Genomic DNA, 25,479 nt, shown 5'->3' on the forward strand with positions numbered 1-25,479 from the left:
GAGTCGTATACTAACACATTCTATATAAATTACCCCTAATAATTTATATGTTAATCCCCTGTCTCACCTTTAAAGTTATCTCGCCATCTTAAAAACTTCACTTCTAGTAAACGTACTAGAGAGTCAGAAAACTTCCCAACAAATGCAAATATAATTATGCCGACAAATACGATATCTGTATTTGAAAATTGCCTTGCATCCATAATCATATAGCCAATACCTTCTGTAGACCCCATAAGTTCTGCTACTACTAAACTCACCCATGCAACACCTAACGATAACCTTGCTCCTAGTAAAAGGTTAGGCAATGCAGCTGGTAAAATTAGTTTCGTGATTAATTTTCTTTTACTAAACTCTAACACTCTCGCAACATCAAATAACTTTGAATCCACACCTCTAATACCTAAAAATGCGTTTACGTATAAAGGAAAAAATGCACCATCTGCAATTAATAACACTTTCGATGTTTCACCAAAACCGAACCATAATACGAAAAGCGGTGCAACAGCTAAATGAGGTACAGTTCTTAACATTTGCACAGATGGATCTAAATATTGCTCACTTCTCGTTGAAAATCCAACAATCGTTCCTAAAATGATTCCTAAGCCTCCGCCAATAAAGAAACCAGCCGCAGCCCTAAATACACTAATACTTAAATGGCCGAATAACTCTCCTGTTTTAATAAGATCTTGGAAAGCTAGAAAAATATCTAATGGTGTTGGTAAGACTGTTTTAGAAACAAGACCGAATACGCCAGCCAACTGCCAAATTATTAATATAATAACCGGTATAGTAATCGCCCTTACTAAAATTTTTACATTTAACTTTCGCACCTTCTTGACGCTGTTTTTCTCAATCGTTATACTCGCTGGTTTCATAACAGCTTTCGTATTTTCCACTTTACAAAACCTCTTTTCACTTCGCTTTCAATGCTTTTTCTACGAAAGAATTATCTACAACTTTTTCCGTCTTAATTTCTTTCTTTATAGAACCGAGCTTATATTGAAAATCCGCTGTCTTTTGTTGTTCTGCTATTATTTCCTTCGTTACCGGAACTAAAATTGGTTTGTCGTGATTAAACACTTCTTTTACGATCTCCGCATCTATCTTTTTTACAGAAGTATATACTTTTATTGCTTCATCTAAGTTAGCATCTTGCCATACACGTGCTTTCTCATAAACTTTGAGGAATTTCTCAACTAATTCTGGATGTTCTTTCGCAAATTTTGTTCTCGTAATTAAAAATTCTGGTGAAGAGACATTTAATGTTTCACCGTCTGCAATCACTTTCGCACCTTTATTTAATGTATGTAATGATATGAAAGGGTCCCAAATCGCCCATGCATCTACTGATCCTGATTCAAATGCAGGCTGCGCTTCATCTGGTTGTAATTGAATGACATTTACATCTTTTGCATCGATACCTTCTTTATCGAGTGCTCGATATAATAAATTAAAGGCACTACTTCCTTTTGCTACTGCAATTTTTTTACCTTTTAACTCTTTTACACTCGCAATCTTGCTATCTTTTTGAACGAGAATTCCAGTTCCTTTTCTCGCATAACTTGTATTGGCGATTTCGGTAAATCCAATACCTGCTGCTTGCGCTGAAATGACTGGAGAATTCCCTACTTCACCAAAGTCTAATCGGTTTGATGCAATTGCTTCAAAATAAGGAGGTCCACTTTGGAACTCTGTCCATTTCACTTTAACTCCTTCTTTTTTAAACTCCTCTTCAAACCACCCCTTTTTCTTTGCTAGTAATAGCGGGCTTAATCCTTGTTGTATACCAATTTGTATTGTTACATCTTCTTTCTTACTACTTACTGTACTTTTTTCACATCCTAATAAACATACTGATATAGCTAAAGCAAAAGAAAGAACTTTAAATTTTTTATACATATAAAATCACCCTTTTCCTATATACTTGTTTGAATCAATCCTCCATATTCAAACTGCTGTAATACTTTCGTTCGAAGTTGTTGGAATAATTGAGAAGTTTTATTTCGCGGATAAGGCAAATTATTTTCAATTACTTTATGTATTTTTCCAGGCTTTGTACTCATAATGATGATTCGGTTTGAAAGATATATCGCTTCGTCTATATCATGTGTAACGAATATCATTGTTGTTTTCTTCTGCTCCCAAATATTTAGCAATACTTCTTGTAAATGACTTCGAGTAAAAGCATCCAGCGCTCCAAAAGGTTCATCAAGTAATAATATATTGGGATCTCTTAATAACGCTCTTGCTATCGCAACACGTTGTGACATCCCGCCTGAAATTTCTTTCGGATACGATTTTTCAAAGCCATCTAACCGAACGATTTCAACCCATTCTCTCACCTTATCTTTCACATACTTATCTTTTAACGACAAATCTGCCGCTATATTTTCTTCAACTGTTAACCATGGAAAAAGCCTATGTTCTTGAAAAATAAAACCTTGTTTCTTGCTGGTTTTTAAAATAGGCTCCCCGTCAATAACAACTTCACCTTCAAAATCATTATCTAGACCTGCAACAATTTTTAGTAATGTACTTTTTCCACACCCACTCGGACCGATTACTGTAACAAAATCCCCTTTCTCTAATTGAACATTAATATTCTCTAATACTTGAACAATACCAGTTTGTTTCAAAAAATATTTTGATACCTCATCAATTGAAACAGTCATTTCTTTCCCTCCTTAAAATGATTCATATAAATGAACAGATTCAGTATTTGTGCAATAAAAAAACCAAAGGCATTTTATCAACAGATAAAATGCCTTTGGTTTCTCCAATCAGCAATATGTTATGGAATTAAGTACATATTATACAAATATTTCCGATAAGTCAACTAGGTTTTATTAAAACATACATATGATTTGCTTGAACATTTTACTTTTTTTTATTTAAACGGTATCGTTTACTTACTATTTTTTATGATCTTTAATCCACTGTAACCAATAAGAAAACTCACACGCTAAATGCATTTGATGGGATTTAGTAACTAAGCGACGAAATTTCTACAAAAAAAGAGTAATTTCAAGAAATATGCTACTAACCTTAGATTTATCAAAAAAGTTAGATCGTATAACTTAAGACTACTCATTCCTATTCAAAATATTTATGTAATTTAATTTTATTTCCTCTGCACCCTGGCTGTCTCCAAAACTATTGATGGAAGCTCTTTTTGAATGATTTCTTTTAATCCATAAAGAGCTTTCTTCACATAACCACCTTCGAAATTTCCTAATGGTTCTGGTACTTCATCCTCATCCAATATGAAGTATTCTCCATTTGGAAGTACCATAATATCGATGATTAAATCTTCAAAGGAAACCACTTCATCTTTTATTTGTGTGTTTTTTACGATATTAAAATATGAACCTAAATACTTTCCTTTTATATCTCTCCATACGTATAAATTGTACGGACGATCTTTCCAGTAATATGCGATTGTATAACTCCCTTTTGGGATTGTTAACTTAGTATCATTTGCAGTCATTGTAAATGAATACTGCACCTCGTGAAACAAAACGATACTTTGTGATTGTTTTTCAAGTAATAAGCAATTGTGATCTACTATTGTTGAGTTATACCGGATTTTTCTTTCTATAATTTCAATTTTCGATGTAAGTAACTTATTCATTATTTTGTTTCCCCTTATGCTAGTTCTATCCTCAATTATATCCATTTATGTAGTGATAAAGAAGTATATAGTTTTTTATATAATGATTTATACAAGTACATAATAAAAACTCCTTCTTATTTAGAAAGAGTTTTTCACTATCCATGTTTCATATTTTTTCACTTCTAACGGAAGCTCATTTGTTTTTATGCAACTAACAGCACTATTACTCATGTTTTAACTTTTCCTTAACCGCATCATAAAATTTTCGTTCTTCATCAACATTTAAGTAAACACGACTTACTGTTTTAGAAAAGCCGTATAACAACTGCGCTTTCACTGGCTCTTTTAATATTATTTCAAAAGTAGCAGGTTCTTTTATGAACTCCATAACAGTTGCATCCAATACCTGTTTCCCTTCTTTTGCCGTTAGCAATTCCCCCTTGTAGAACGCAATACTATCTATTTGTGTAAATGGCATAACGATTTTCTTTCCTAATCCGATTTGAATGATTACTTGTTCTTCTGTTACGACAAGGGGATTTTTGCGCATCGCTTGTATTTCAGCTATAAAATAAATCATCGCGTATACATTTAAAATAAGTAAAATCCATGCTATTACTGAATTCCACTGATGTAGTAAATAATGAAAACCAATGCTTTCAATTACTGTTGCGTGAATAATCATGATATACACACCTATAGCACCAGTCTTTTTATGATATGAGTATACAGATTTACCTGTTGGTACTTTTTCACGCCACGATAAAAACGCATAATAGATTAACTTACACTCTGTTAGAATGACATCTACTAACTTACTTCTTTTCATAGTAGCGTCAAACGCTGCATCAATTGCATAAGAAAAGGAATAATTTTCTCTTCTATATTCTTTATATTTTTTTATTATTTTAGGAAGCACTCTAACAATTTTATAGAGAAGGAATAATTCTATACCTACAAATGCAATTTCAGCCGCAACAATAATATAAGAGATGAATGAAAAAGCTTGTAAATAGTCACTTGGAATAATAAATCTTGCAAAAATATAACCAGCTATTACAACAGGAACTATATACGTTAATGAGTATCTTTTTCGAATAATGAAGAAATACGTGATGATTGGAATGACAAACATGCAATCTAATAATGACCCAAGCACAACTTCTTTCGGCGCAACTGGTACAATTGGAAGGGCATACAATAAATAGTTTGATAGCATAATTAAAGAGACGAGTCCAATCCAAATATCTTTTCGCCTTTGTGATAGTGTAGCCTTCATACGTTCACTCCTTTATTTAAAAACCTCATTTAAATGGTCTTTATAAAATGAAATGGCACGTTCAAATTCTTTTACTTCCTCTACTTTCACGACAGTTTCAAGTAATAATTTCATCGCTGATTCGTGATCGTTTACGTTATATTTTGCTAATGATAAAAATACTTTCATCGGAGCGTTCTCTGGGAATTTTTTCACCCCAGCTTCTAATACTGTAATTGCCTTTTCATATTCCCCTATACAACGATATGTACTTCCTAAACCAATATAAGCACCGCAAAGCGATTCGCCATCAAGTCCATTTGCGATTGCCTGCTCATAATACGGAACTGCTTCTGTTTCTAGCCCCATTACATCATGTATCCACGCACACTGATACAGTACTTCTGCATCCTTTGTAAAGTTTGTTAATCCTATAAGCATCTCTTTAGACTGCGCATACTTCTTTTCGTTTCTAAGTTTAATAGCTTGCTTTAATAAATGTTCCATAGAATCCACTCCTCACCAATTATTCTGTGTATAGCTCTTGATTGATATACGCTTCACATTCGTGTAAAAGTAAAATTCCCACCAATTAAAGTTTCGCTTACTTATTACTATGCGGATTCATTCTTATCTAAAAACTTAATTTTAAAAAGCAGTGACACGATTACATAATATCTCTAAGCTTTTGACAATTTCTTTCGCTGTTTCATCTTTCCCATTGCACAACTTCCCTTTACCATTCTGTCCAATTACATAATGCACAGCTCCGCGCGAATATAAAGAATGTGGTGAATTCGCAATCATTACATTCGCCCTTGCTTCTTTCATTCTATTTTTTGCTCTTTCAAACAGTTCTTCTTCACTTAAATCACTTTCAAGTTTAAAACCAACAAGCACTGTTTCTGGGTCCCATTCTTTTATTTGTTTTAATACTTTTGGAGCCTTTTGAAAATGAATAATCGGTGCTATATCACTTGAAATTTTTCCGTTCATATTAAGAACATTACCATCTTGATCACAAATCTTCTCCACAATCCAATCTGATCCAGCCGCTGCCATAATGACTGCATCAACCTTTTCATGTGTGATGATACTTTTCATTTTATCTTGTAAATCAACGATTCCTTCAAACGGATGTAATTCTAACCCTCTATGTACATCACTCGGTTTCTCCGCAAAATAACCGTGTAAATATATAACATGTGCCCCTTTAGCTAGAAGTTCTTCTGCGATTATCCTTCCAATTGTACCTTTGGCCATATTCGTATGCCCGCGTACTTGATCCCATTTTTCTAGACAACCACCGCTCGTAATTAATACCTTTTTCCCCTTCATTGTAACCATCCCTTACTAATTTTTCTTACGAAACCATTCTGTTCCAAAGTCAACTATATCACGCTGTTTCATTAGACGACACGTTGCATTCCCTATCTTCCCATTTTTTACAGTTCCTTTTCGCTCAAACTCCACACCAATTTCTACAAACTTCTCAGATTCGTAATCCATTTCAACAAACTCTTTCCACACTCTTTCACCGTTTTCTATAATAGGTGCTCCTACTTGTATTAACTCACATGCACCAGAACGCACCTCGGATAAATGAACAGACGTATTGGAATCATATCCAACACCAATTAATAATACGTACCCGTCTAAATCATATATTTTTCTTAATGGAGATTCTTCTCCAAAGCTCATTGATAACGAATGGTTCATTGTTATTTCTACTGCATGTTTTCCCCATGCAGCAAAACTTCCTAACGGATGATTACTACGTACTACATTCGGATATGTACGAAAACATTCAACTATTTCACCCATTCCCCTTGTTGGGGTTATACGTGAATCAAATGCTGGGACGTTATCTCGGATAATTTGCCACCAGTCTTCCGGTACAGGTGGTCTTGACCAATGTTTCGGATCGGACAAATCCGAAGATTGCGTTGGCATTATTATCGTTCCTTCTTCCGTAACAACTTTCATTAATGCTTCTACTACAGCAACCGCACCACCAGATATCCACCCGATAGAACTTAGTGATGAATGAACGATAATTGTCATTCCTTTTTCGACTCCTAATGCTTTTAAATCTTTTGTTATTGTTTCGATTGTATTTGGAAATTGTGTACTTGCAACTATTTCATTCATTTTCATATTGGTTCCCCCACTAGCTACGTAAATTTAAACTTTTATATAAATATATTATCATATTTTTCTTAATTTTTAACTTAATCATTTTTCATATCTATAAAAAATGGTAATATTATTACACAAAAATATTTAAATTATAATATTAAGATTTAAATTAAAAAGAAAGTGAAGATTTTACATCCAACCATAAAAAGCTGTTTTATACATAGACGAAAGAGCTCATCACAAATGATGAGCTCTTTGTTTACTTTATCCTTCAATTGTAACCCCAGTAAACATTGATAAGTTTCCCGTTATTTTCTCACCTACACGTAAAAATAAGCCTGCTGCTCTTCCGCTTATACAGTGAGAGCCAATTAATAGTTTACCAGTATATGGACCATCCCATGTGTCAATGGTATAGTCAGGCATTTCTATGTATTGCTGGTATATCTTCCTTTGTTCAAAGTAATACTCTGTTTTATCTTCAGCTAATAATTCATCATTTTCGTATATAGATACTCCGCCACCTTCACGACCAAATACAGGTTTTGAAACGTATGATTCATGTCTTTCTAGAAATCGCTTATTTGAAAAATATGTTGGTAGAAAGTATTTATAAATAATGTCTTGCTCTTCTTCTGTAAAGAAAACACTTTCTTCATAAAACTTCCAAATTAGTGCGAGTACACTTTTGTTTTGCATAACAAACGCGGCTGGCGGATTAATAATTTTCACTCTTTCTTGCGCAATATGATCTAAAAATTGCAAACCAATCCTTTTCCCATTCTTATCAACGTCCGTTACTAAATACTCTATTGGATACAGTCTATATAAATATTTTATTTTTTCTCCACTTGGCGTATATATACCATCTTCCGCAACGACAATGTCTTGTATTCCTACATAGTCCGTTGACTGATTTAAGCAATACGTTCTTAAAAACTGGACCGTTTGTCTATCTTCATCGTGCCAATCATAACTAGTAAAATATATCGTCTCTTCAGGGCCTATATGATAGTCATGTTTAATTTGTTCCCATGCTTGCACAATATGCTCTTCTATATGGTTTGGGTGATTTACATCATGATAACGGCATAACACTTCATTTGCGACAGACGGTTCTAAATAGCCTGTTGGCGTATCACAATTTACTTCTATTAATTTTATATCGTCACCATTTACGATAAAATCAAACCTTGTAAAATATGAAAATAAACCATTATGTTTCATTCTCGCCATTTCCCACGCTTCAGCTGGAAATCCAAGTTTTTGAAAATCTTCTGTCGTATTTACAATATATTGATACGTTCTATATAACACATACATGATTTCTTCTGTCGCTTTTGAGATAGCAGTATAAGTTTTTGCTGGCATGCGATACATCCCTGTTGCCATATATTGATTCCATTCTTCATTCTCTAACAGACTAGGCCAAGTGAAACCATTCCTACTAGCCTCTTCTGCAAGTGAAAACCATACTTTCATATACTCTTCTTGCTCTCGTTGTGTATACATTACTCCATTACCCTTTCGTTTTAGGATCCTGCTGGCGCTTTTGCGTTTCCAATTCCACTTGAACCAGAGTTTACTTTCGGTGTTTGCGTAGTAGATGATTTTGGCGTATTTGTATCTGGTGTTACTTTATTGGATGGATTTGGCTGCTGTTTATTTAAATCCACTTTATTGGAAGAATTATTGTTACCGTTAGAACCACCAGAATAACCACCGCTACTACCGCCACCTGTTCTACGCTCATCTTTTTCACGATATGGAATAACATTATTTGCATATGGTTTCTTCATTAAATTTGGTTTTGCTGTATAATTCATATTTGAAGTTCTACTCGCTAATAAATATCCTGCTACAAATGGAAGTATCGGTAAATGAGAGTTTTCATGATAAGATGAAAATGACGGATTATTTTCCTTGCATAACTCATCTGTCTCTATATTTTCATTGGTTGGGGCTTTATCATCACAATTTAATGTTTCTTGTTCATTTCTTTGTTTTGCACCATCTGTTTTAACAGCTGTACTTTCTTGCTGAGCAGTTTCTTCTTCATAATCACCACAACCTGTTAATAAAAAAGATGACATCCCTATTGAAGTAGCTATTTTTATAAACTTACTTTTCTCCATTCTCACGTGTTATACACCTATCTTCTTTTATCTATATTTTTCCAGATAACTATATTATATAATGAAATTATTATTTTTTTCAAACTATATTCAATATGTACAATTATATATTTTCATGCTATTTTTCCATGTAACAATGAAATCTTTCTATCCCTGGATATTTTTCTCCTAAACTTTTAACTTGAAAACCAATTCTTTTATAAAATTCTACCGCCCCATCGTCTGTCTCCGCTTCTATATAAGTCAATTGGTATACTCTTATAATCTCTTTAATCATTTGCAGTGCAATTCCTTTTTGACGATAATCTGGAGCCACTGCTATATGACATATTCTTGCTTTAGTTTCTCCGATTATTTCAATACCTAGACAAGCTTTTTCTTCATATTTGTACAAAGTCCCTTTATTACTTTGATAAAATATTACTGCCTTCTTTAAGCTTATTTCATTTGGACCGACAGCATATTGTAGCACATTTAATATTGAATCTTTTTCAATTTGTTCAACGCGCTGTATATTCATACTTTCATCCCTTTCTATGAAAAAAGACTAGCTCTTAATAAAAAGAGCTAATCTCATTACGCCGTTATTTTTTCTTCTTTTTTTACAACGACAGCCACATAACTATGAAGTATCATTCCAATAATAACGAGACTCATACCAATCCAAGATAATGATGACGGAATTGGTGCAGATAACCAGATCAGCTCTCCTACTAGCGCAAATAAAACTTCACCAGACTGCGTCGCTTCCACTGTTGCTAATTTTTGCGGATCATCTTTCACAAGATCTGTCGCAAAGAAAAATAATACTGTCGCGATTAACCCAGAGCTAACTGCTACAATAAAACATTGAAAAACTTGGCTACTTGACGGTAATCCGCCAGTTGATACTTCGTAACCAGATAATAAAAACCAAAATGGTAAACTTGCTAATGTCATACCGAGTATTCGCTGAAATACATCTAATTCCCCTTTACAAACTTGCATCATTTTTCTATTTCCAAGAGGATACGCAAGTGCTGCAATAACTACAGGAACTACACATAAAATAGTTTCACGAATACCTAATGAAGAAGCATGTTCTACTTGCATGAGAACAACACCGAATAAAATAATGCCCGACATAACTAATTCCTTCATCGGAAGTTTTTTATGTAGTGGATCCACCGCAAAAAATGGTGTTAACAAAATCCCTGCAACGATTGTAATTTGCCATGTTGATGCAACGAGCCAACCTGGTCCGAACGCTCCAGCAAAACTAAGCGGTGCATAAAAGAGACCAAATCCAACGATACTCCAAACTAACCATTCTTTCGGATTGTTTTTCATATATTGAAAGAGTTGCTTTAAGTTCCCTCTATACATAACAATAAGTAATAGCATTGGAACCATAAAATAATACCGTAATGATGCACTCCAAATCCAGCTTCCACCTTCTAAGTCCATTGCCCTGTTTAAAACAAAAGTAAAGGCAAAGAAAAATGATGCCAGTATCCCTATAACAATTGCTTTCATTGTAAAACCCCTTGTATTTAATTTTTAATCTCTATGACATATATTTTAGTATACGCGATGAAAAATCTACATACAAACTTACATTTCATTTTGGAATGATGAAGGAATTGTAGTAGATTTACATGGGAATAAAGTGCATTGATATGAAATCGAGGTCATTACATACCAAAATTTTCAAGGGGCAAAATCTACTTTAATCTCGACCCACTATACTCACCATGAAAATATACGCATCCGCTATAAAAGATGGCTACCAACTATTGCACATTCAATTTACTGGTTTTCTATTGAGAAACCAGTAAATTGAATGATAGCTTGGGAAGAAAAGCGAACGAATAAAAACAAACGCCTCCTTTAATTATTATTTAGAGGCGTTCGTTCATTCAAAAATTAAAGAATATGTAGTTTATATTCTCTGTATAATTTCCTCAATCGACTTATATGAGCTTGATGATACCGATTATGATCTGCTATATGCCATATTTCCCATCTTATTGTCGCAGTTTCCCCTTTTTCATACAAAACTTTCTCTCTTAAAAGAACAACACCATATGTTCATCATCACTATACACACCATTCATTTTTATAGCCCTTTTTTCAATTCCGTACGTTTTAAATCCCATTGATTCATATAATCGTTTTGCTGGTTCGTTCGTTGACACAACCCCTAAATTGAATTGCTCTAGCTTCATCTCTTTTGCCCTTTCAATTGCTTTACGTATTAAATCACGTGCAAGACCACTTCTTCGATTTTCAGTATCTACATACATCGCAACGATATGTCCTTTATGCTTATATGCGTCCTTTTCTTCTGTTAATAAAGTAACAACCCCAACTAAACGATTTTCATTATTAAAAGCACCAAATGTAAAACTACTGTTGGATGAAAGATTACTAGCAACGCGTTCAAGAGGTTTTTCTTGACGTACTGCTTCTTCATAAGTCGTTACAAATGCTTCTGGATTTACTTGTAATGCTTGTAAACGTAACTCCCAATATTGTTTTGCATCCGCTTTTGTAAGTAATCGAATCATTTTATCTTCCCCTTTTTAATTTACATAATATTTTTATAGGCTACTTTTTTTGATTCATACTCTTCTTTTAATATACTGTAACGATTGCGATGAATGAACTTCCCCTGTCTCAATCGATCATTTCTCATTAACCCTTCGCATACAAATCCGGCATTTTCATAACTCTTTTTAGCTTGTGTATTATCTTCATCTACACGTAACCAAATTTTCTCCAATTCAAACTGGGAAAAACCTATTTGTAACATGCTGTTTAGAGCTGCCATTCCAAATCCTTTACCCCAATAGTCTTTATTTCCAATCGCAATTCCTAGTTCTGCATTTTTATTTGTTTTATCAAAATTTTTAAGGTCTACCCATCCAATATGTATACCTGTCTCAGTAACGATTGCCCTTTGTTCATAACCATTTTTTCGGCTTATACAAGCTTCAATCCAGTTTCTCGTATCTCCACGAGTGAACGGAGGATATTGATCTGGTACAACTAAATGCTTTGTTACATTTCTATCTAATGACCATTGATAGCGATCTTCTACATCATCTAGTGTCAATTCTCTTAATTGAACATATGGTACATTCATTGTTCTCTCCCCTTTTTATTTACCAATAGAAAATCCTTCGAACACTCTTCCACCATACTGCTCTAACGTCTTTTCTATAAAATGAATTAATTCATTTTTCTCTCCCGTTTTATAAAAATGATCAAAAGCCGCTACAAATTTGTTTGCATATTGCTCATCATATCTTCTTAGCACTCTAATAAACCATTTTGAACTCCCAAGCCACATACCATTTACTCTTAATACATATTCATGTACTAAATCCGCTAATAAATTAGCTATAAACAATTCTTCTTCTCTTTTCGTTGCACCAATAAAGTCATCTAAAGTATCCGTAATAAAATATCGCTTCTGCTTAATCGTTTCTTCGGTCCATTTAGCTGGTCCTTTATGTAGTAAATCATTCGCTTCTTTTTTTAATTTCTCAACAATTTCCTGTTCCCCTTTTAATGCAATCCCTTCTGAAACTAATTGTGGTAACGACGGTCTCCCTCGATCACAATCCATTTTGAAAAAAGTTTTATATGTTTCAAAATTATGAACAAACACCTCAACAGGCCATCCATTACTATAGAAAGATTCTCTATAACAAGAAGTTAAACTGTGGTCAACTATTACAATATCAAGGTCAGATGTTTTCGTCGCTTCTCCTCGTGCAACGCTTCCGCCGAGTAAAGCTACATCACAATTCGGAAATTGTGATGTAATTATGTTTTGTGCTGCTTCGATTGGTTTCATAACCGCTCCTCTTTTCTTATTCCACTTTCTTTTTTTTAGCTCTTTCTCTCGCTTTTTTTATATAGCTTTCTGCATCTGGTGTTTTACATGATGTTGCACCGTGATCAACCTCTACTTTTCCAATTTCACTTGCAATTCCAATCGCTTGTCGCTCTAAGTCTTCATTACGAATTCCTATTGCGATTAAAGCACTATTCATCGCTTCTTTTTTTCTATTTTTTTCATTATGTATATTTTCTTTAATCTCTTCTAAGTACGGAGAGAAGAAATCATCATGTAACGTTTTATTTTTAATCGCTATATTTGCTAATAAAGACCAGCCAGCTCTTCCAATCCATTCATCATTAGACTTTGTCCACTCTTCCATTCTTTCTATTGCAATTGGCGAAGTACATATAGATGTCATAAGAACATCCATTAAACAGTAATAATCAACATCCTGAACCCAACTATTAAGCTGCTCTGTCGTTATTTTCTTCGGGTCTAAAATATAAGTTGCTAATGTCATCGCGTCCATATTTTTCGTTTCCCACAATTCAACTGCTAAATCGTGATCTTTTTTTATCATCTTTTTTAACAATTTTAAATTTGCAAAACTAACTCCAAATAACGGCTCTTTCGCTCCGTGGTTTTTATACGTTTTTCGATTTTGTTCTGTTCCATATCCTTCTAGTTGCTGCATTACTTCCTCAAGTAACATATACCCACCTCTTTATCTTTTATGTTGACTCTATATATGTATGTACGATATATTCTACATTACTTTTTGGTTTACCTATATTTATTTTTAAAATACGGTATGTGAAATTTCTAAACATTGCACAACTACACTATCAAAAAACTGTATATTTAACATGTACAGTTTTTTGATGGTAACAATTTTCCGTAGAATAAGATATAAACTACGAAAGAATTTTTAATGAGAGGTGTATTTCCAACATGTTTAGAAAACTCTTTAAAATGGTTTACTATCATACTTTTATACCTCCTTCATAAATTATGTGTATTACATTTGTTCTTAGCCAAAATCTTTCTACATTTTAATAACTCTCTCAATAAGATTTTCTTATATAGAAATCCCTACAAACGCTGTAGGGATTTTTGTATAAATCATTTTGTTACACTCTTTTTCATATGATAATAGTTTCTTTATTCAGATGCATTCATAAGCACAATTCTCCAACCATCTGGATCCTCTATTGTGGTTCCTTTCTCTATCCAATACGGGTTTTCTGGTTCCACCTCATGATAGCCCATATTACTTAATCGATTTATTATCTTTTCAATTTCATCTTTATTAGGCATATAAAAAACTAGTAAATTATCTTTTGTCGGTGCTGGACATGGACTTCCATTAACATGTGTAGTAAACTCCAAATGATACTCTTCATCTGGTAATCCAAACATAACCCCGTCATATCCTTCGTGATTGTGAAATTCTCCTATACGTTTTAGTCCTAATCCTGTTTCATAAAAACTTATCACTTCTTCAAATTTATCTGTTGGTCTTGCAATTCTAAATTGAACCCAATTCTTCATGCAAATCTCCTCCTTTTCATTTTCCAAAGCTTTATAGTAATTAGTATAGGTTACATATATTTCCTTTAACATCCCTCATTAGTGTGAGCTTCCTAAGTTGAAAGACCTATTAGTTAATAAACAATAGGTCTTTCGTATAAAATTCATATAAAACTAGTTATATAAATGTAGAGATGAAATATAAGCTATTACGTATGAAATAATTCTCCTTGCAGAGCCTTTATATACCGATCAGCAAATCTTTGTACAGCTTCATTCGCATCTTCCACCACACCATGAAATGCATTATATAGTCGGCTAAATACAAATATTCGAACCAATAATTAGAACGAAAATGAAGTGATACGAAAGTATGATTAGCCTTCTTTCGGTTTTAAGACTTTAGTCTCATTCCTATAAATTTTTTATTTCCTACTTCCAAGGTAATAGTTTTTAATTTTATTAAAACTTTCTAATATATTTAACACTTTAATCGTTAAAAGAAAGCACAAATCTTCATAAAATAAACGAATCAATTAATTTTTTGTCACAACTTTAACACAACCATACCTACTATTACACATCAGGAGGGTATTAGGTTTAAATTAAGGAGAGAGGTAATTATGCTGTATGAAGTATTTGATACGGAAGGCAGTAACAATATAAAGTTTGTTGATAAAACTAACAGGTGAATTTAATATGATAATTGAAGAGTTTGTAAAGAAAGATTAATATTGATTTCAAGCTTCATTTTAGGGGAAATAAACATTACAAACTATATGAATTAATAAGTAGCATTAAAGCAAAATTTATATCCACGAAATATTTAAATTCATATACAATTTTATACAACCACTTTTTATAAAACAAGAAAAGTGGTTGTATGTGTTAGAAAGTATTCTTTTTTACAAAATCACGCTACATATTTCATTAAACTACAACTACTCGTTTTCTTTTTTCTTCTTTTGTTCCTCAGAAGGTTCTTCTGTTGGGTCTGGTTCTTGTTCATCCTTTTTGTTTAATTCATTATTTTTTTCTTTAGCAGGATCTTGTTTGTCATTTTTTTCCTCCTGTCTTTGTTCAGAAGGTTCCTCCGTTGGATCTGGCTCCTTTTCGTCTTTTGGAGCTGGATTACAACCAATTAATAATCCTACTGTAAATATGCTTGTCATAAATATTGAAAACATTTTTTTATAATTCAATTAAAACACCTCCTAAAATTAATATCCCTTATATTGTTTCCAATTAATAATTCAATTTATCCAATTATTTGTGACATTTCTTTAAAAATGACATTCCTTTAAAATCTTGCATACATTTGGCTAAACTTTTTTACACTTGTAAAAAAGTTTCTTTGCATTTCCCTACCTATAATTGCTAATATAGTAGAGTAGAACTTTTATAGAGAGAAGGAAAATTATGCACAATGGAATTCGAATGACAACTTTAGTAAAAAGGGCTATGTTAGTGTGTGCGGGGGTATTATTCACATACGAAGCGGCTTTTGGATCAGTACATACCGCTCTAGCTAGTACAGAGGATGAAGCAAAATCTGTTCAACTTGTAAGTGAGATTCAAACATCTCTTGCTCCGAAAGAAGCGCCAAAACATTATAACGGGCAAGTTAGAAAAGTCGCTTATTTAACATTTGATGACGGTCCTGGAAAATACACAGCTGAGCTTTTAGATATGTTAAAGAAAGAAAATGCAAAAGCAACATTCTTCCTAATTGGTTCAAACGTAAAAGCTTTCCCTGATCTTGTAAAACGCGAAGATGCTGAAGGCCACTACGTTGGGATGCACAGTATGACTCATAACTACAAGAAACTCTACACTGAAGGTCATTACGTAGATGAAATGAAGGAAGACCAAGGCTTAATCGCTGGTGTTTTAGGTAAATCACCAGTATTAACTCGTCCATCTTACGGCTCTATGCCAGGATTAAACGAAGCTCTTCGCAACAAAGTTGTAGAAAATGGCTTAAAAGTTTGGGATTGGACAATTGATTCTTTAGACTGGAAATATAACAAAATGCAAGTTGATGCTGCATCTGCTAAAATTGTAGAAAACGTGTTACATGGTGCTACAAATCCAACAGAAGTTATCCTTATGCATGATATTCATCCACAATCAGTAAAAGCAGTTCCTGGAATTATTAAAGGACTGAAAGAAAAAGGATATGAATTAGAAGCATATAATGAGAACGAACACTTCCCATTAAACTTCTGGCATGATAATCGTATGTAATGAAAAGACTTGATTCCCTCTAGTAGGTTATCAAGTCTTTTTTATCATTTTTAGAATTTCCTTATAGAGAAAACCTATACACGCTTGCACCATATCAATATTATACGTCCCTTCCCTTTTATCAAATAAATTTAACTTTGAAATATCACATGCTATCTTTAACCTAGTTTAAATAAGTCGATATTATATGATCGTATTTATAGTACAAACTGAAGAAGCTTGGAATCAATTTAAGAAAGAAACGCGATAAGTAAAAAACTACAAAAGCGACTTATTCAAAATAAAAACATACATATCAGAATACAGACAAAAAAAGGATTGAATATACAATTTCAATCCTTTTTTTATATTATCAACACTTTAGCACATATTACTCTTAAGGAGTGATATGTATATGGATTTTCTTTCACCTGAATATTTGTCTGCCCTACTGGCCATCATTGTAATCGATTTAGTGTTAGCCGGAGATAACGCCATCGTAATTGGATTAGCAGCAAGAAGATTACCGAAAGATCAACAAAAGAAAGTTATTATATGGGGTACAGTCGGGGCAATCGCTATTAGAGCCCTCGCTACCTTAGTTGTCGTTTGGTTATTAAAAATACCTGGTTTACTTTTAATTGGTGGTGTACTCCTTATATGGATTGCTTACAAATTAATCGCTGAAGGCAAAGATCATGATATTAAAGCAGAAGAAGGATTTTGGTCTGCCATTAAAACTATTATTATTGCTGATGCGTTAATGGGCATTGATAATGTACTCGCTGTTGCAGGAGCTGCCCATGGTAACTTTTCTTTAGTAATCATTGGGCTATTAGTTTCTATTCCTGTAGTTGTATGGGGCAGTACATTGATTTTAAAATGGGTAGATCGTTTTCCTGTCATCATTACGATTGGAGCAGCCGTTTTAGCTTATACTGCCGCGAAAATGATTGTAGATGAGAAATGGTTCGCTGGATTTTTCGAAAGTAACCCTTTCGTTAAATGGGCATTTATCATTATTATCATCGTCGGTGTAGTTTTCTTCGGAAAGGCAAAACAAAAAGCAAAAGCTGGTTCTGTCTAATAATGATGGTATATTTACAAATAAAAGGCACTATTCATATGAATAGCGCCTTTTATTATTTATTTAGCTTCCCCTTCCGGAGTCGTTTTTACTTTCGTTTTGTTTTTATCACGGTTGTTATAGTTATACTTCGAACGGTCTACTGGAGTAAATCCTTCCGGTGTGTAGAATCGTAATAAGTCACCATTTACGACTTGGTCAGAGTATTTTAGTGAGTTTTGAACCATTTGTTCATTTTTCTTTATTTCATCTGTAAATTCTACTGGTTTTCCAGTAGTTGTATCATAATATTTGCCGTTTAGTGCCGTAACTGTTGGGCTTACGTAATTACCGTTACGGAACGCAACGACTTGTTTATGATCTGGTGATAATAAATCAGAACCAAATTGAACATAATTCTTTGTATCTGTACCTAGTAAGTGTAATAGTGTTGGAAGAACGTCAATTTCACCACCGTATTGATGTTGTACGCCACCTTTCACTCCTGGTACACGAACGATTAAAGGTACACGTTGTAACTGTGCATTTTCAAATGAGTTCATTTCTTTACCCATTACTTTTGACATTGCTGCGTTATGGTTATCTGAAATACCGTAATGGTCTCCGTACATAACGATAATTGAGTTATCATATAAACCAGATTGTTTCAAGTAATCGATGAAGCCTTTTACAGATTCGTCTAAATAGCGTGCTGTTTGGAAGTACGTATCTACTGATGAATCACCTGTTGTTGCTGGTTCAATCGTTGCTTCTGCCTTATCGATTGGATAAGGGAAATGGTTTGATAACGTAATAAATTTTGTATAGAACGGTTGTTTCAACGTTTGTAATAACGGAATAGATTCATTAAAGAATGGTTTATCTTTTAATCCGTAGTTTACTACGTCTTTTTCATTCATATCATAGTATGACGCATCAAAGAATTTATTAAAACCAAATGATTTATAAATATCGTCACGGTTCCAGAATGTTTTGTAGTTACCGTGGAATACTGCTGATGTGTATCCTTGTTGTCCTAAAATAGCTGGTGCTGATTGATACGTATTATGAGATTTCGTTGTAAAGACAGAACCTTGCGGTAAACCAAACATTGAATTCTCTAACATAAACTCCGCATCAGATGTTTTCCCTTGTCCTGTTTGATGGAAGAAGTTATCAAAGTATAGTGTATTCGCATCTTTTGTAAATGAGTTTAAGAACGGTGTAACTTCTTGACCATTTAATTTGTAATCAATTAAGAAGTTTTGGAATGACTCTAAATGAATGTAAATTACGTTCATTCCCTTTCCTTTACCGAAATACTCAGGATTTGGACTTGCATAAGTTGATGTTAAATAATTTCGTACTTCTGTCATATTATCGCCATCAGCTAATGCTCGTTCTGTCGATGCTTTCGCACTTTGAATTCCATCATAAATTGTGTAGTTGTATGCACCTAAATATTTCACAATATAATTACGGTCAAACGTTCTAGTTAATAATTCAGGACGGTCAGACTCTGCAAGACCTAAGTTAACACTGAATAATAAAATACCTGCTACAAATACTAATGATAATTTATGCTTCGCAACACGAATTGGTTTCGGATTTGCAAATTTCGTTGCTACTAATCCAATTAAAATAATTGTATCTAAGAAGTATAGCGGATCATAAAGATGTAGCAACGCAACAATACTACCACCTAAATCTCCAAAGTTATTCGTTTGTGTTAATGTCGGGAACGTAATAAAGTCACTGAAAAAGCGATAATATACTACGTTTGCGTATAAAAGAATCGACAATAACAAGTTGATAACAATTAACCAAATATAAGATCGTTTCCCTTTTGCAAATAATGCAAGTCCTAAAAATAGAACTGCTGAACTAAGCGGGTTAAAAAACAGCAGGAATTTTTGAATTGTGTTTGAAATTCCTAAATTAAATTCCGTTACATAAGCTGCATATGTTTTGAGCCAAAATAAAATAACGGCAAACAGAAAGAATCCAAAATGATTGCTTAACACATTTTTGCTCTTTAATAAGAACTGTTTCATTTCTCCACCTCTTTTAATCATCCAAGGCTTATTTTTTATAAGTCTGTCTCTCTATTCAAATTTTCTTCTTCAAATAGATTATCTTTATTTAACTATATGAAGAATATTAGTAATTATAATTTGAAGCTAGTATTTATTCAACTATTTCTTTCTAGACATTTTGACCTTGGTTTCTATTTAACAAAATAAATTTGTAACATTTCCTGTTTTCTCCCAAGATTCATCCACTAATTATGACACCCCATACTATATACCTTTATAAACTCATTCGCAAACTATTCTATCTCCAAATTTGGTACATATTTCACATGACAAAATAATGCGATTTGATTATATTACTCCACTTACATTTCCTTTCTTCAACTAACTCTTTAAATCTTAAACTCATTACATCCCTTCCATACATAAAAAATTCTCATGTTCATTGATATTATATTTGAATAATTATTCATTTGATCTCCCAGCGATGTTACGTTTTCTCGACAAAAAAACTCGCTCTTTTTAGAGCGAGTTTTTTCATTATATATTATTGACCTTTGTACATTGCATCTACTTGTTTTTGAAGTTCCTCATTTTCTAAGAACTCATCATAAGTAGCCTCTTTATCGATTACACCGTTTGGTGTTACTTCGATAATGCGGTTTGCAATTGTTTGTACGAACTGATGGTCATGAGATGTGAATAAGATTGTACCTTTGAATGCGATTAAACCGTTGTTTAACGCTGTGATTGACTCAAGGTCTAAATGGTTCGTTGGATCGTCAAGTGTGATTACGTTCGCACCACTTAACATCATTTTAGATAACATACAACGAACTTTTTCGCCTCCAGATAATACAGAAACGTTCTTCTTAACTTCTTCACCTGAGAATAACATACGGCCTAAGAAACCACGTAAGAAGCTTTCAGACTCATCTTGTGGAGAGAATTGACGTAACCATTCAACTAAGTTGTAATCACTGTTCTCAAAGTACTTAGAGTTATCTCTTGGGAAGTAAGATTGAGAGGTTGTTACACCCCATTTGAATGAACCACTATCCGGCTCCATTTCACCCATAAGGATTTTAAATAATGTTGTCATTGCAATATCGTTACGGCCGATAAATGCAACTTTATCACCTTTATTTAAAGTGAAGTACACATTATCTAACACTTTTTCACCATCAATTGTTTTAGAAAGACCTTCAACAGTTAATAAGTCATTTCCTACTTCACGCTCAGGTGTGAAGCCAACGAATGGGTAACGGCGTGATGACGGTCTAATATCATCTAATGTAATTTTGTCTAATAATTTTTTACGAGAAGTTGCTTGTTTCGCTTTAGAAGCGTTTGAACTAAAGCGTGCAATGAAGTTTTGTAACTCTTTTACTTTCTCTTCTTTTTTCTTATTAGCATCTTGTGTTAATTTTAAAGCTAATTGGCTTGACTCATACCAGAAGTCATAGTTACCAACATAAAGCTGAATTTTACCGAAATCAAGGTCAGCCATGTGCGTACATACTTTATTTAAGAAGTGACGGTCATGGGATACTACGATAACTGTGTTTTCAAAGTTCATTAAGAAGTTTTCTAACCATTGAATCGCTTTTAAGTCCAAGTGGTTGGTAGGCTCATCTAATAATAGAATGTCAGGTTGACCGAATAAAGCTTGAGCAAGTAATACTTTTACTTTCTCTGCCCCAGTTAATTCTGACAATTTCTTATCATGAAGATCTTCACCAATACCTAAACCTTTAAGAAGGATTGCAGCTTCTGACTCAGCTTCCCAACCGTTAAGCTCAGCGAACTCACCTTCAAGTTCAGCAGCACGCATACCATCTTCATCACTAAAGTCTTCTTTCATGTAAATAGCATTTTTCTCTTGCATTACTTTGTAAAGTTGCGTGTGCCCCATAATTACTGTTTCTAATACTGGGAACTCTTCATATTCGAAGTGGTTCTGTTTTAATACTGCTAGACGCTCACCTGGCGTAATATGTATGTCACCTGTTGACGGTTCAATTTCTCCAGATAAAATCTTTAGAAATGTTGATTTACCAGCACCGTTTGCTCCGATTAAACCATAGCAGTTACCTGGCGTGAATTTTATGTTAACATCTTCAAATAATTTGCGATCCGCGAAACGCAAACTAACGTTACTTACTGTAATCATTTGTGTCCTCCTACTAATACCGCTTATTTCAGCGTTTTCTCACCGATTGTCTTAAAAAATCGCATATTACGACTCAATTATTGTAGACTATAGCTATTATATAGTAGAAGCTGGATGAATAGCAACGGTTGATTACCTTTCTACAATGAAATCGGATAGTTTTTGTCCATTCCCCTAGCTATTGTATGTATATCATCGACCTCTTTCTCATATAACCTTTCACTGCTCATACTGTAATATATCGGATTCATTTTCTTCTGAAATATTATATACCGAAAAAACTGTAGAGAAATCATTCCCTACAGTCTCTTCTTATTTCGTATTTATTATTTTCTCTTTGTAACTCTTCATTTTACTCGTTAACCCTATTAACGCTGGTAATAATATCGGCATCACAATTAAAGCTAATAGAAGAAGTGCAACGCCAACTACTGATGCAACTTGTATAAGTGTTAATACACCTGATGGAATTAATGCTGCAAATGTCCCGCCTAAAATTAGCGCAGCTGATAATACAACTCCTCCTATATGACGAGATGCAGTTACAATTTTCGTTACCGAATCCCCTTCTATCTCGTTATAGCGCATCATTACGAAAATACTATAATCCACTCCTAAAGCGACAATCATAATGAAGCTAAAGAATGGAACATTCCAGCTTAATGACTCTACATGTAATACATGTGCACTAATTTGTTCGCTTATACCAAGTGATGCAAAGTACGCCAATAGTAATGAGCCAATAATAAATATTGTGTTTAGTAATGAGCGTGTAATTACGATTAATACAATCGCAATGCCAATCAACATAATCGTAGCTGTACGTAAGAAATCTTGCCCTGTTACTTCTTTTAAATCCACGTTTCTAGCTGTTGTTCCGCCAATTGCTGTTTTCGCATCATGTAATTCCGTTCCTTTTACAGTGCCATCGATTGTTTTATTAATTTCTTGAATAATTGGCATCGCTTCTTTTGAATACGGATTTACATCTAAAATGATAGTCATTTTAGCAATTTTTCTATCCTGTGACATGTACGTGTTCAATGCTTTTTGGAAATCTTCTCCCTCTAGCACTTCTTTTGGAATATAAAACTTCTCAGAGCTTTTCGATTCATTGAGCTCCCCTAAATATTTCTGTGCGTCATGCAGGCCATTACTTACTTTTCCAAGCCCTTCTGTACTTTTAGATAAACCGGATTGTAATTGGCCCATCTTTTCTTGCAGGTCTTTAAGGCCCGTTAAAAGTTGTCCTTGCCCATCGTTTATTTTCGTTAATCCAGACTGTAACTCAACTGATTTATTTGCAATTTGTTTTGAACCTGAAGAACCTTCATTTAATCCATTTTTAAGATCGGCTGCTCCCTTTTGTAACTTATTAACTCCATTGCTCATTTCTTTTAAGCCGTTATCCACTTTCAGTAACGATTGATTCGCTTCTTTAAATGAACTCATCGCCGTTTTGTGCTGTGTTGCTAATTGATTTAATTCATTTGAAAGTACGCTTAATTTCTTTTGAGCCTCTTTAGCAATTCCTATCGTTTGTTGTATGTTTGGATCATTCGCTAATTCTGGTTTCGTTTGAACGAAATTGGTCATTAACATTTCAATTTGTTCATATCCCTTTTTCGCACCATCAATCGCTTGAGAAATACTTCCAAAGTATTGATCGTAAGAGTTTAAACCTTTTTCTAACTGTGCATAACCAGCATGCAGCTGCGACGTTGCATTAGATAGAACATTTATATTTTCGTTTACTGAAGCTAAACCACTCTCAATTTGCTGTGCTCCTTGTGCACCGTCGTTTATGCCATTTGATAATTGATGTAAAGCTGTTCCCAATGCTGATACCCCGTTTTTCGCCTCGTTCGTTCCATCAATTAATTTTTGAACATTCGCAAGACTATTTGAATCATTACTTCCCATTTTATTTTTCGCATCTGTTAATCCATCATTAATTTCCTTTATGCCACCATCGGCATCCCCTAATCCTGTATTCAATTCTCCCGCTTGCTTATTTAAATATAATTCTTTTATCTTCTCACCAGTTGGACGTGTTGGTGCATATACTTCTGACACACCTTTAACTTTCGAAATTTTATCAGTTAATTCGTCTAAAATTTGTAGAGAAGTTCCTTCATCCAGCTTTTTATCAGATTGAATGACTAATGTACTCGGTGAAGAGAAACCAGGCGGAAAATGATCCTCTATTACGTTAATACCCATCTTGGATTCATACTTATTATCCACTTCAAATAAATCATTGTAATTAAGTGTATTAGAGTATTTTAATACGAAAGGAATCGATATTACGACTACGATAATTAAAGCGACAAATGGTCTTGCTACTGAGTTTTTCGCAAAGAATCCCCATAAGCGACTATCCTCATGACCTTTAAATGTTTTAACTGGATAAAACATTCCTTTTCCTAAAAGCACCATGAAAAATGGATTTAAAGTTGTTAATACGAGTAATAATACTAAAACACCAATTGCTACCGCTGAAGTAGATTGATATAATTTAAAACTTGCTAACGCAAGTGATGCAAAACCAATTAGCACCGCTATTCCGCTATATAATACAGTTTTACCTGCTGATTTGAATGTTTCTTTCGTAGCTAAAAATGCATTTTCTTGTTTACTTAATTCTTCTTTAAACCTCGTATATAATAAAATGTTATAATCTGTTCCTACCCCAAACAGGACGACGACTACGAACACTTGTGTAAAGTTTGAGAATGGAAAATTAAATTGATCTACAAGCTGGGCAATAACCCCCATTGAAACTAAATACGATATACCAACTGTAAGAAGAGAAACAATTGGAACAACTGGTGAACGGAATACAAGGATTAATACTACAAGAATGAAAATGATTGAAATAACTTCTGTCTTTTTCACTCCCTCTTGAGAGGATTTAAGAAAATCACCCGCTATTAAGTCACTTCCTGTTAAATACGTTTTTACCCCTTTCGTTTGCACTTTTTCATGAAGATTATTTGAAACTTTTGATATTTCACCATGTTTTTTATCTATCGATATTTGCGTTAAAATAGTCGTATTATCTTTAGAAACTAATTGTTTCTCCAAGTCTTTATTGTCTAAATGTGAAACAACTTCCTTAATTCCTAATTGCTCTTTTTCATTTCGCAGGGCGTTGATTGTTTTTGTTATTTCCTTTTTTTGTTCATCTGTTAAAACTGCCTTATTGCCACTATTAAAAACGGCTATAATTTCATACTTTTCAACCCCTTCTTTATCCATCTCTTTCATCATCTTGTCAGCAATACTGCTTTGCTTTGTATTAGGGATTGTAATTTTCCCTTTTTCTTTCACTAATTTATCCATATTAGGCATCGTTACGACCATTGTAATAGTAATAACTATCCATAATAGAAAAGTTAAACTTCTCCAACTTTTTAACTTGCTCATTTGAATCATCTCCCGTTTTGAAATTTACACGTGGAATGAATA

23 protein-coding genes and 2 pseudogenes are annotated in these 25,479 nt (G+C 33.6%); 2 read left to right on the top strand and 23 right to left on the bottom strand.

Annotation, left to right across the window (positions count from 1 at the left end; all coding sequences use genetic code 11):
- Window positions 1-50: 50 nt before the first annotated feature.
- The 20 genes and pseudogenes from AXW78_RS14080 to AXW78_RS14165 all read right to left on the bottom strand — a co-directional run bounded on the left by AXW78_RS14080 (window position 51) and on the right by AXW78_RS14165 (window position 15,712).
- On the bottom strand, window positions 51-899 hold the full coding sequence (locus tag AXW78_RS14080; protein ID WP_000432129.1) for an ABC transporter permease: 849 nt from the start codon (window positions 897-899) through the stop codon (window positions 51-53).
- A gap of 16 nt (window positions 900-915) precedes the next feature.
- On the bottom strand, window positions 916-1,902 hold the full coding sequence (locus AXW78_RS14085; RefSeq protein WP_061884290.1) for an aliphatic sulfonate ABC transporter substrate-binding protein: 987 nt from the start codon (window positions 1,900-1,902) through the stop codon (window positions 916-918).
- Between the two features lie 17 nt (window positions 1,903-1,919).
- A complete protein-coding gene (locus AXW78_RS14090; RefSeq protein WP_000218572.1) occupies window positions 1,920-2,675 on the bottom strand; it encodes an ABC transporter ATP-binding protein in 756 nt (251 codons plus the stop codon).
- 449 nt (window positions 2,676-3,124) lie between these two features.
- Window positions 3,125-3,634, bottom strand: a complete 510-nt coding sequence (locus AXW78_RS14095) for a ribonuclease FAU-1 family protein (protein ID WP_001037880.1) — start codon at window positions 3,632-3,634, stop codon at window positions 3,125-3,127.
- A gap of 205 nt (window positions 3,635-3,839) precedes the next feature.
- Window positions 3,840-4,895 carry a hypothetical protein gene (locus tag AXW78_RS14100; RefSeq protein WP_061884291.1) on the bottom strand — a complete coding sequence of 352 codons (1,056 nt, stop codon included), beginning with the start codon at window positions 4,893-4,895 and terminating at the stop codon, window positions 3,840-3,842.
- 12 nt (window positions 4,896-4,907) lie between these two features.
- Window positions 4,908-5,381, bottom strand: a complete 474-nt coding sequence (locus AXW78_RS14105; RefSeq protein WP_000400636.1) for a tetratricopeptide repeat protein — start codon at window positions 5,379-5,381, stop codon at window positions 4,908-4,910.
- A gap of 141 nt (window positions 5,382-5,522) precedes the next feature.
- Window positions 5,523-6,212, bottom strand: a complete 690-nt coding sequence (locus AXW78_RS14110) for a phosphopantothenoylcysteine decarboxylase domain-containing protein (protein WP_000676728.1) — start codon at window positions 6,210-6,212, stop codon at window positions 5,523-5,525.
- 15 nt (window positions 6,213-6,227) lie between these two features.
- The gene (locus AXW78_RS14115) at window positions 6,228-7,031 is read right to left on the bottom strand and encodes an AAC(3) family N-acetyltransferase (RefSeq protein ID WP_000783346.1); all 804 of its coding nucleotides are present in this window, start codon (window positions 7,029-7,031) and stop codon (window positions 6,228-6,230) included.
- A gap of 246 nt (window positions 7,032-7,277) precedes the next feature.
- Window positions 7,278-8,525: a glutathionylspermidine synthase family protein gene (locus AXW78_RS14120; protein WP_000288525.1), complete on the bottom strand. Its 1,248-nt coding sequence runs from the start codon at window positions 8,523-8,525 to the stop codon at window positions 7,278-7,280.
- 20 nt (window positions 8,526-8,545) lie between these two features.
- On the bottom strand, window positions 8,546-9,154 hold the full coding sequence (locus tag AXW78_RS14125) for a hypothetical protein (RefSeq protein WP_001242220.1): 609 nt from the start codon (window positions 9,152-9,154) through the stop codon (window positions 8,546-8,548).
- A 112-nt stretch (window positions 9,155-9,266) separates the two neighbouring features.
- On the bottom strand, window positions 9,267-9,668 hold the full coding sequence (locus AXW78_RS14130; protein WP_061884292.1) for a GNAT family N-acetyltransferase: 402 nt from the start codon (window positions 9,666-9,668) through the stop codon (window positions 9,267-9,269).
- Between the two features lie 56 nt (window positions 9,669-9,724).
- Window positions 9,725-10,663 carry a DMT family transporter gene (locus tag AXW78_RS14135; RefSeq protein WP_061884293.1) on the bottom strand — a complete coding sequence of 313 codons (939 nt, stop codon included), beginning with the start codon at window positions 10,661-10,663 and terminating at the stop codon, window positions 9,725-9,727.
- 390 nt (window positions 10,664-11,053) lie between these two features.
- Window positions 11,054-11,200: pseudogene (locus AXW78_RS32315) on the bottom strand (DinB family protein); the annotation flags it as partial.
- Window positions 11,197-11,697: a GNAT family N-acetyltransferase gene (locus AXW78_RS14140; RefSeq protein WP_000620319.1), complete on the bottom strand. Its 501-nt coding sequence runs from the start codon at window positions 11,695-11,697 to the stop codon at window positions 11,197-11,199. The pseudogene AXW78_RS32315 and the gene AXW78_RS14140, both read right to left, overlap by 4 nt.
- A gap of 20 nt (window positions 11,698-11,717) precedes the next feature.
- Window positions 11,718-12,275, bottom strand: coding sequence for a GNAT family N-acetyltransferase (locus AXW78_RS14145; protein WP_001102506.1), 558 nt, complete (start codon window positions 12,273-12,275; stop codon window positions 11,718-11,720).
- 15 nt (window positions 12,276-12,290) lie between these two features.
- Window positions 12,291-12,992 (bottom strand): nucleotidyltransferase domain-containing protein, encoded by a 702-nt coding sequence (locus tag AXW78_RS14150; protein WP_061884294.1) that lies wholly within the window; start codon window positions 12,990-12,992, stop codon window positions 12,291-12,293.
- A 16-nt stretch (window positions 12,993-13,008) separates the two neighbouring features.
- Complete coding sequence (locus tag AXW78_RS14155; RefSeq protein WP_000923463.1) at window positions 13,009-13,692, bottom strand: DNA alkylation repair protein; 684 nt, start codon at window positions 13,690-13,692, stop codon at window positions 13,009-13,011.
- A gap of 449 nt (window positions 13,693-14,141) precedes the next feature.
- Window positions 14,142-14,531: a VOC family protein gene (locus tag AXW78_RS14160; RefSeq protein WP_061884295.1), complete on the bottom strand. Its 390-nt coding sequence runs from the start codon at window positions 14,529-14,531 to the stop codon at window positions 14,142-14,144.
- 188 nt (window positions 14,532-14,719) lie between these two features.
- Window positions 14,720-14,833 (bottom strand): annotated as a pseudogene (locus AXW78_RS35730) (hypothetical protein); the annotation flags it as partial.
- Window positions 14,834-15,451: 618 nt separating this feature from the next.
- Window positions 15,452-15,712 carry a hypothetical protein gene (locus AXW78_RS14165; protein WP_001106981.1) on the bottom strand — a complete coding sequence of 87 codons (261 nt, stop codon included), beginning with the start codon at window positions 15,710-15,712 and terminating at the stop codon, window positions 15,452-15,454.
- Between the two features lie 217 nt (window positions 15,713-15,929).
- Here AXW78_RS14165 and AXW78_RS14170 point away from each other — a divergent pair, with 217 nt between their 5' ends.
- Window positions 15,930-16,757: a peptidoglycan-N-acetylglucosamine deacetylase gene (locus AXW78_RS14170; protein WP_000551445.1), complete on the top strand. Its 828-nt coding sequence runs from the start codon at window positions 15,930-15,932 to the stop codon at window positions 16,755-16,757.
- A gap of 394 nt (window positions 16,758-17,151) precedes the next feature.
- On the top strand, window positions 17,152-17,823 hold the full coding sequence (locus AXW78_RS14175) for a TerC family protein (protein ID WP_000346948.1): 672 nt from the start codon (window positions 17,152-17,154) through the stop codon (window positions 17,821-17,823).
- A gap of 59 nt (window positions 17,824-17,882) precedes the next feature.
- Here the strand turns inward: AXW78_RS14175 and AXW78_RS14180 are convergent, their stop codons facing one another.
- The 3 genes from AXW78_RS14180 to AXW78_RS14190 all read right to left on the bottom strand — a co-directional run bounded on the left by AXW78_RS14180 (window position 17,883) and on the right by AXW78_RS14190 (window position 25,437).
- Complete coding sequence (locus AXW78_RS14180; RefSeq protein ID WP_000808745.1) at window positions 17,883-19,856, bottom strand: lipoteichoic acid synthase; 1,974 nt, start codon at window positions 19,854-19,856, stop codon at window positions 17,883-17,885.
- Between the two features lie 526 nt (window positions 19,857-20,382).
- Window positions 20,383-22,008, bottom strand: a complete 1,626-nt coding sequence (locus tag AXW78_RS14185; RefSeq protein ID WP_000633864.1) for an ABC-F family ATP-binding cassette domain-containing protein — start codon at window positions 22,006-22,008, stop codon at window positions 20,383-20,385.
- A gap of 312 nt (window positions 22,009-22,320) precedes the next feature.
- A complete protein-coding gene (locus tag AXW78_RS14190; RefSeq protein ID WP_061884296.1) occupies window positions 22,321-25,437 on the bottom strand; it encodes an MMPL family transporter in 3,117 nt (1,038 codons plus the stop codon).
- Between the last annotated feature and the right edge of the window lie 42 nt (window positions 25,438-25,479).

Source organism: Bacillus thuringiensis (assembly GCF_001595725.1).
GTDB lineage: Bacteria > Bacillota > Bacilli > Bacillales > Bacillaceae_G > Bacillus_A > Bacillus_A thuringiensis_K.

Bases quoted from the DNA above. Each gene is read 5' to 3' on its own strand.
- AXW78_RS14190 (WP_061884296.1), bottom strand. From the start codon at position 25,437: ATGAGCAAGTTAAAAAGTTGGAGAAGTTTAACTTTTCTATTATGGATA.
- AXW78_RS14105 (WP_000400636.1), bottom strand. From the start codon at position 5,381: ATGGAACATTTATTAAAGCAAGCTATTAAACTTAGAAACGAAAAGAAG.
- AXW78_RS14155 (WP_000923463.1), bottom strand. From the start codon at position 13,692: ATGTTACTTGAGGAAGTAATGCAGCAACTAGAAGGATATGGAACAGAA.
- AXW78_RS14085 (WP_061884290.1), bottom strand. From the start codon at position 1,902: ATGTATAAAAAATTTAAAGTTCTTTCTTTTGCTTTAGCTATATCAGTA.
- AXW78_RS14175 (WP_000346948.1), top strand. From the start codon at position 17,152: ATGGATTTTCTTTCACCTGAATATTTGTCTGCCCTACTGGCCATCATT.
- AXW78_RS14100 (WP_061884291.1), bottom strand. From the start codon at position 4,895: ATGAAGGCTACACTATCACAAAGGCGAAAAGATATTTGGATTGGACTC.
- AXW78_RS14140 (WP_000620319.1), bottom strand. From the start codon at position 11,697: ATGATTCGATTACTTACAAAAGCGGATGCAAAACAATATTGGGAGTTA.
- AXW78_RS14160 (WP_061884295.1), bottom strand. From the start codon at position 14,531: ATGAAGAATTGGGTTCAATTTAGAATTGCAAGACCAACAGATAAATTT.
- AXW78_RS14185 (WP_000633864.1), bottom strand. From the start codon at position 22,008: ATGATTACAGTAAGTAACGTTAGTTTGCGTTTCGCGGATCGCAAATTA.
- AXW78_RS14115 (WP_000783346.1), bottom strand. From the start codon at position 7,031: ATGAAAATGAATGAAATAGTTGCAAGTACACAATTTCCAAATACAATC.
- AXW78_RS14135 (WP_061884293.1), bottom strand. From the start codon at position 10,663: ATGAAAGCAATTGTTATAGGGATACTGGCATCATTTTTCTTTGCCTTT.
- AXW78_RS14090 (WP_000218572.1), bottom strand. From the start codon at position 2,675: ATGACTGTTTCAATTGATGAGGTATCAAAATATTTTTTGAAACAAACT.
- AXW78_RS14120 (WP_000288525.1), bottom strand. From the start codon at position 8,525: ATGTATACACAACGAGAGCAAGAAGAGTATATGAAAGTATGGTTTTCA.
- AXW78_RS14095 (WP_001037880.1), bottom strand. From the start codon at position 3,634: ATGAATAAGTTACTTACATCGAAAATTGAAATTATAGAAAGAAAAATC.
- AXW78_RS14150 (WP_061884294.1), bottom strand. From the start codon at position 12,992: ATGAAACCAATCGAAGCAGCACAAAACATAATTACATCACAATTTCCG.
- AXW78_RS14145 (WP_001102506.1), bottom strand. From the start codon at position 12,275: ATGAATGTACCATATGTTCAATTAAGAGAATTGACACTAGATGATGTA.
- AXW78_RS14180 (WP_000808745.1), bottom strand. From the start codon at position 19,856: ATGAAACAGTTCTTATTAAAGAGCAAAAATGTGTTAAGCAATCATTTT.
- AXW78_RS14170 (WP_000551445.1), top strand. From the start codon at position 15,930: ATGCACAATGGAATTCGAATGACAACTTTAGTAAAAAGGGCTATGTTA.
- AXW78_RS14110 (WP_000676728.1), bottom strand. From the start codon at position 6,212: ATGAAGGGGAAAAAGGTATTAATTACGAGCGGTGGTTGTCTAGAAAAA.
- AXW78_RS14130 (WP_061884292.1), bottom strand. From the start codon at position 9,668: ATGAATATACAGCGCGTTGAACAAATTGAAAAAGATTCAATATTAAAT.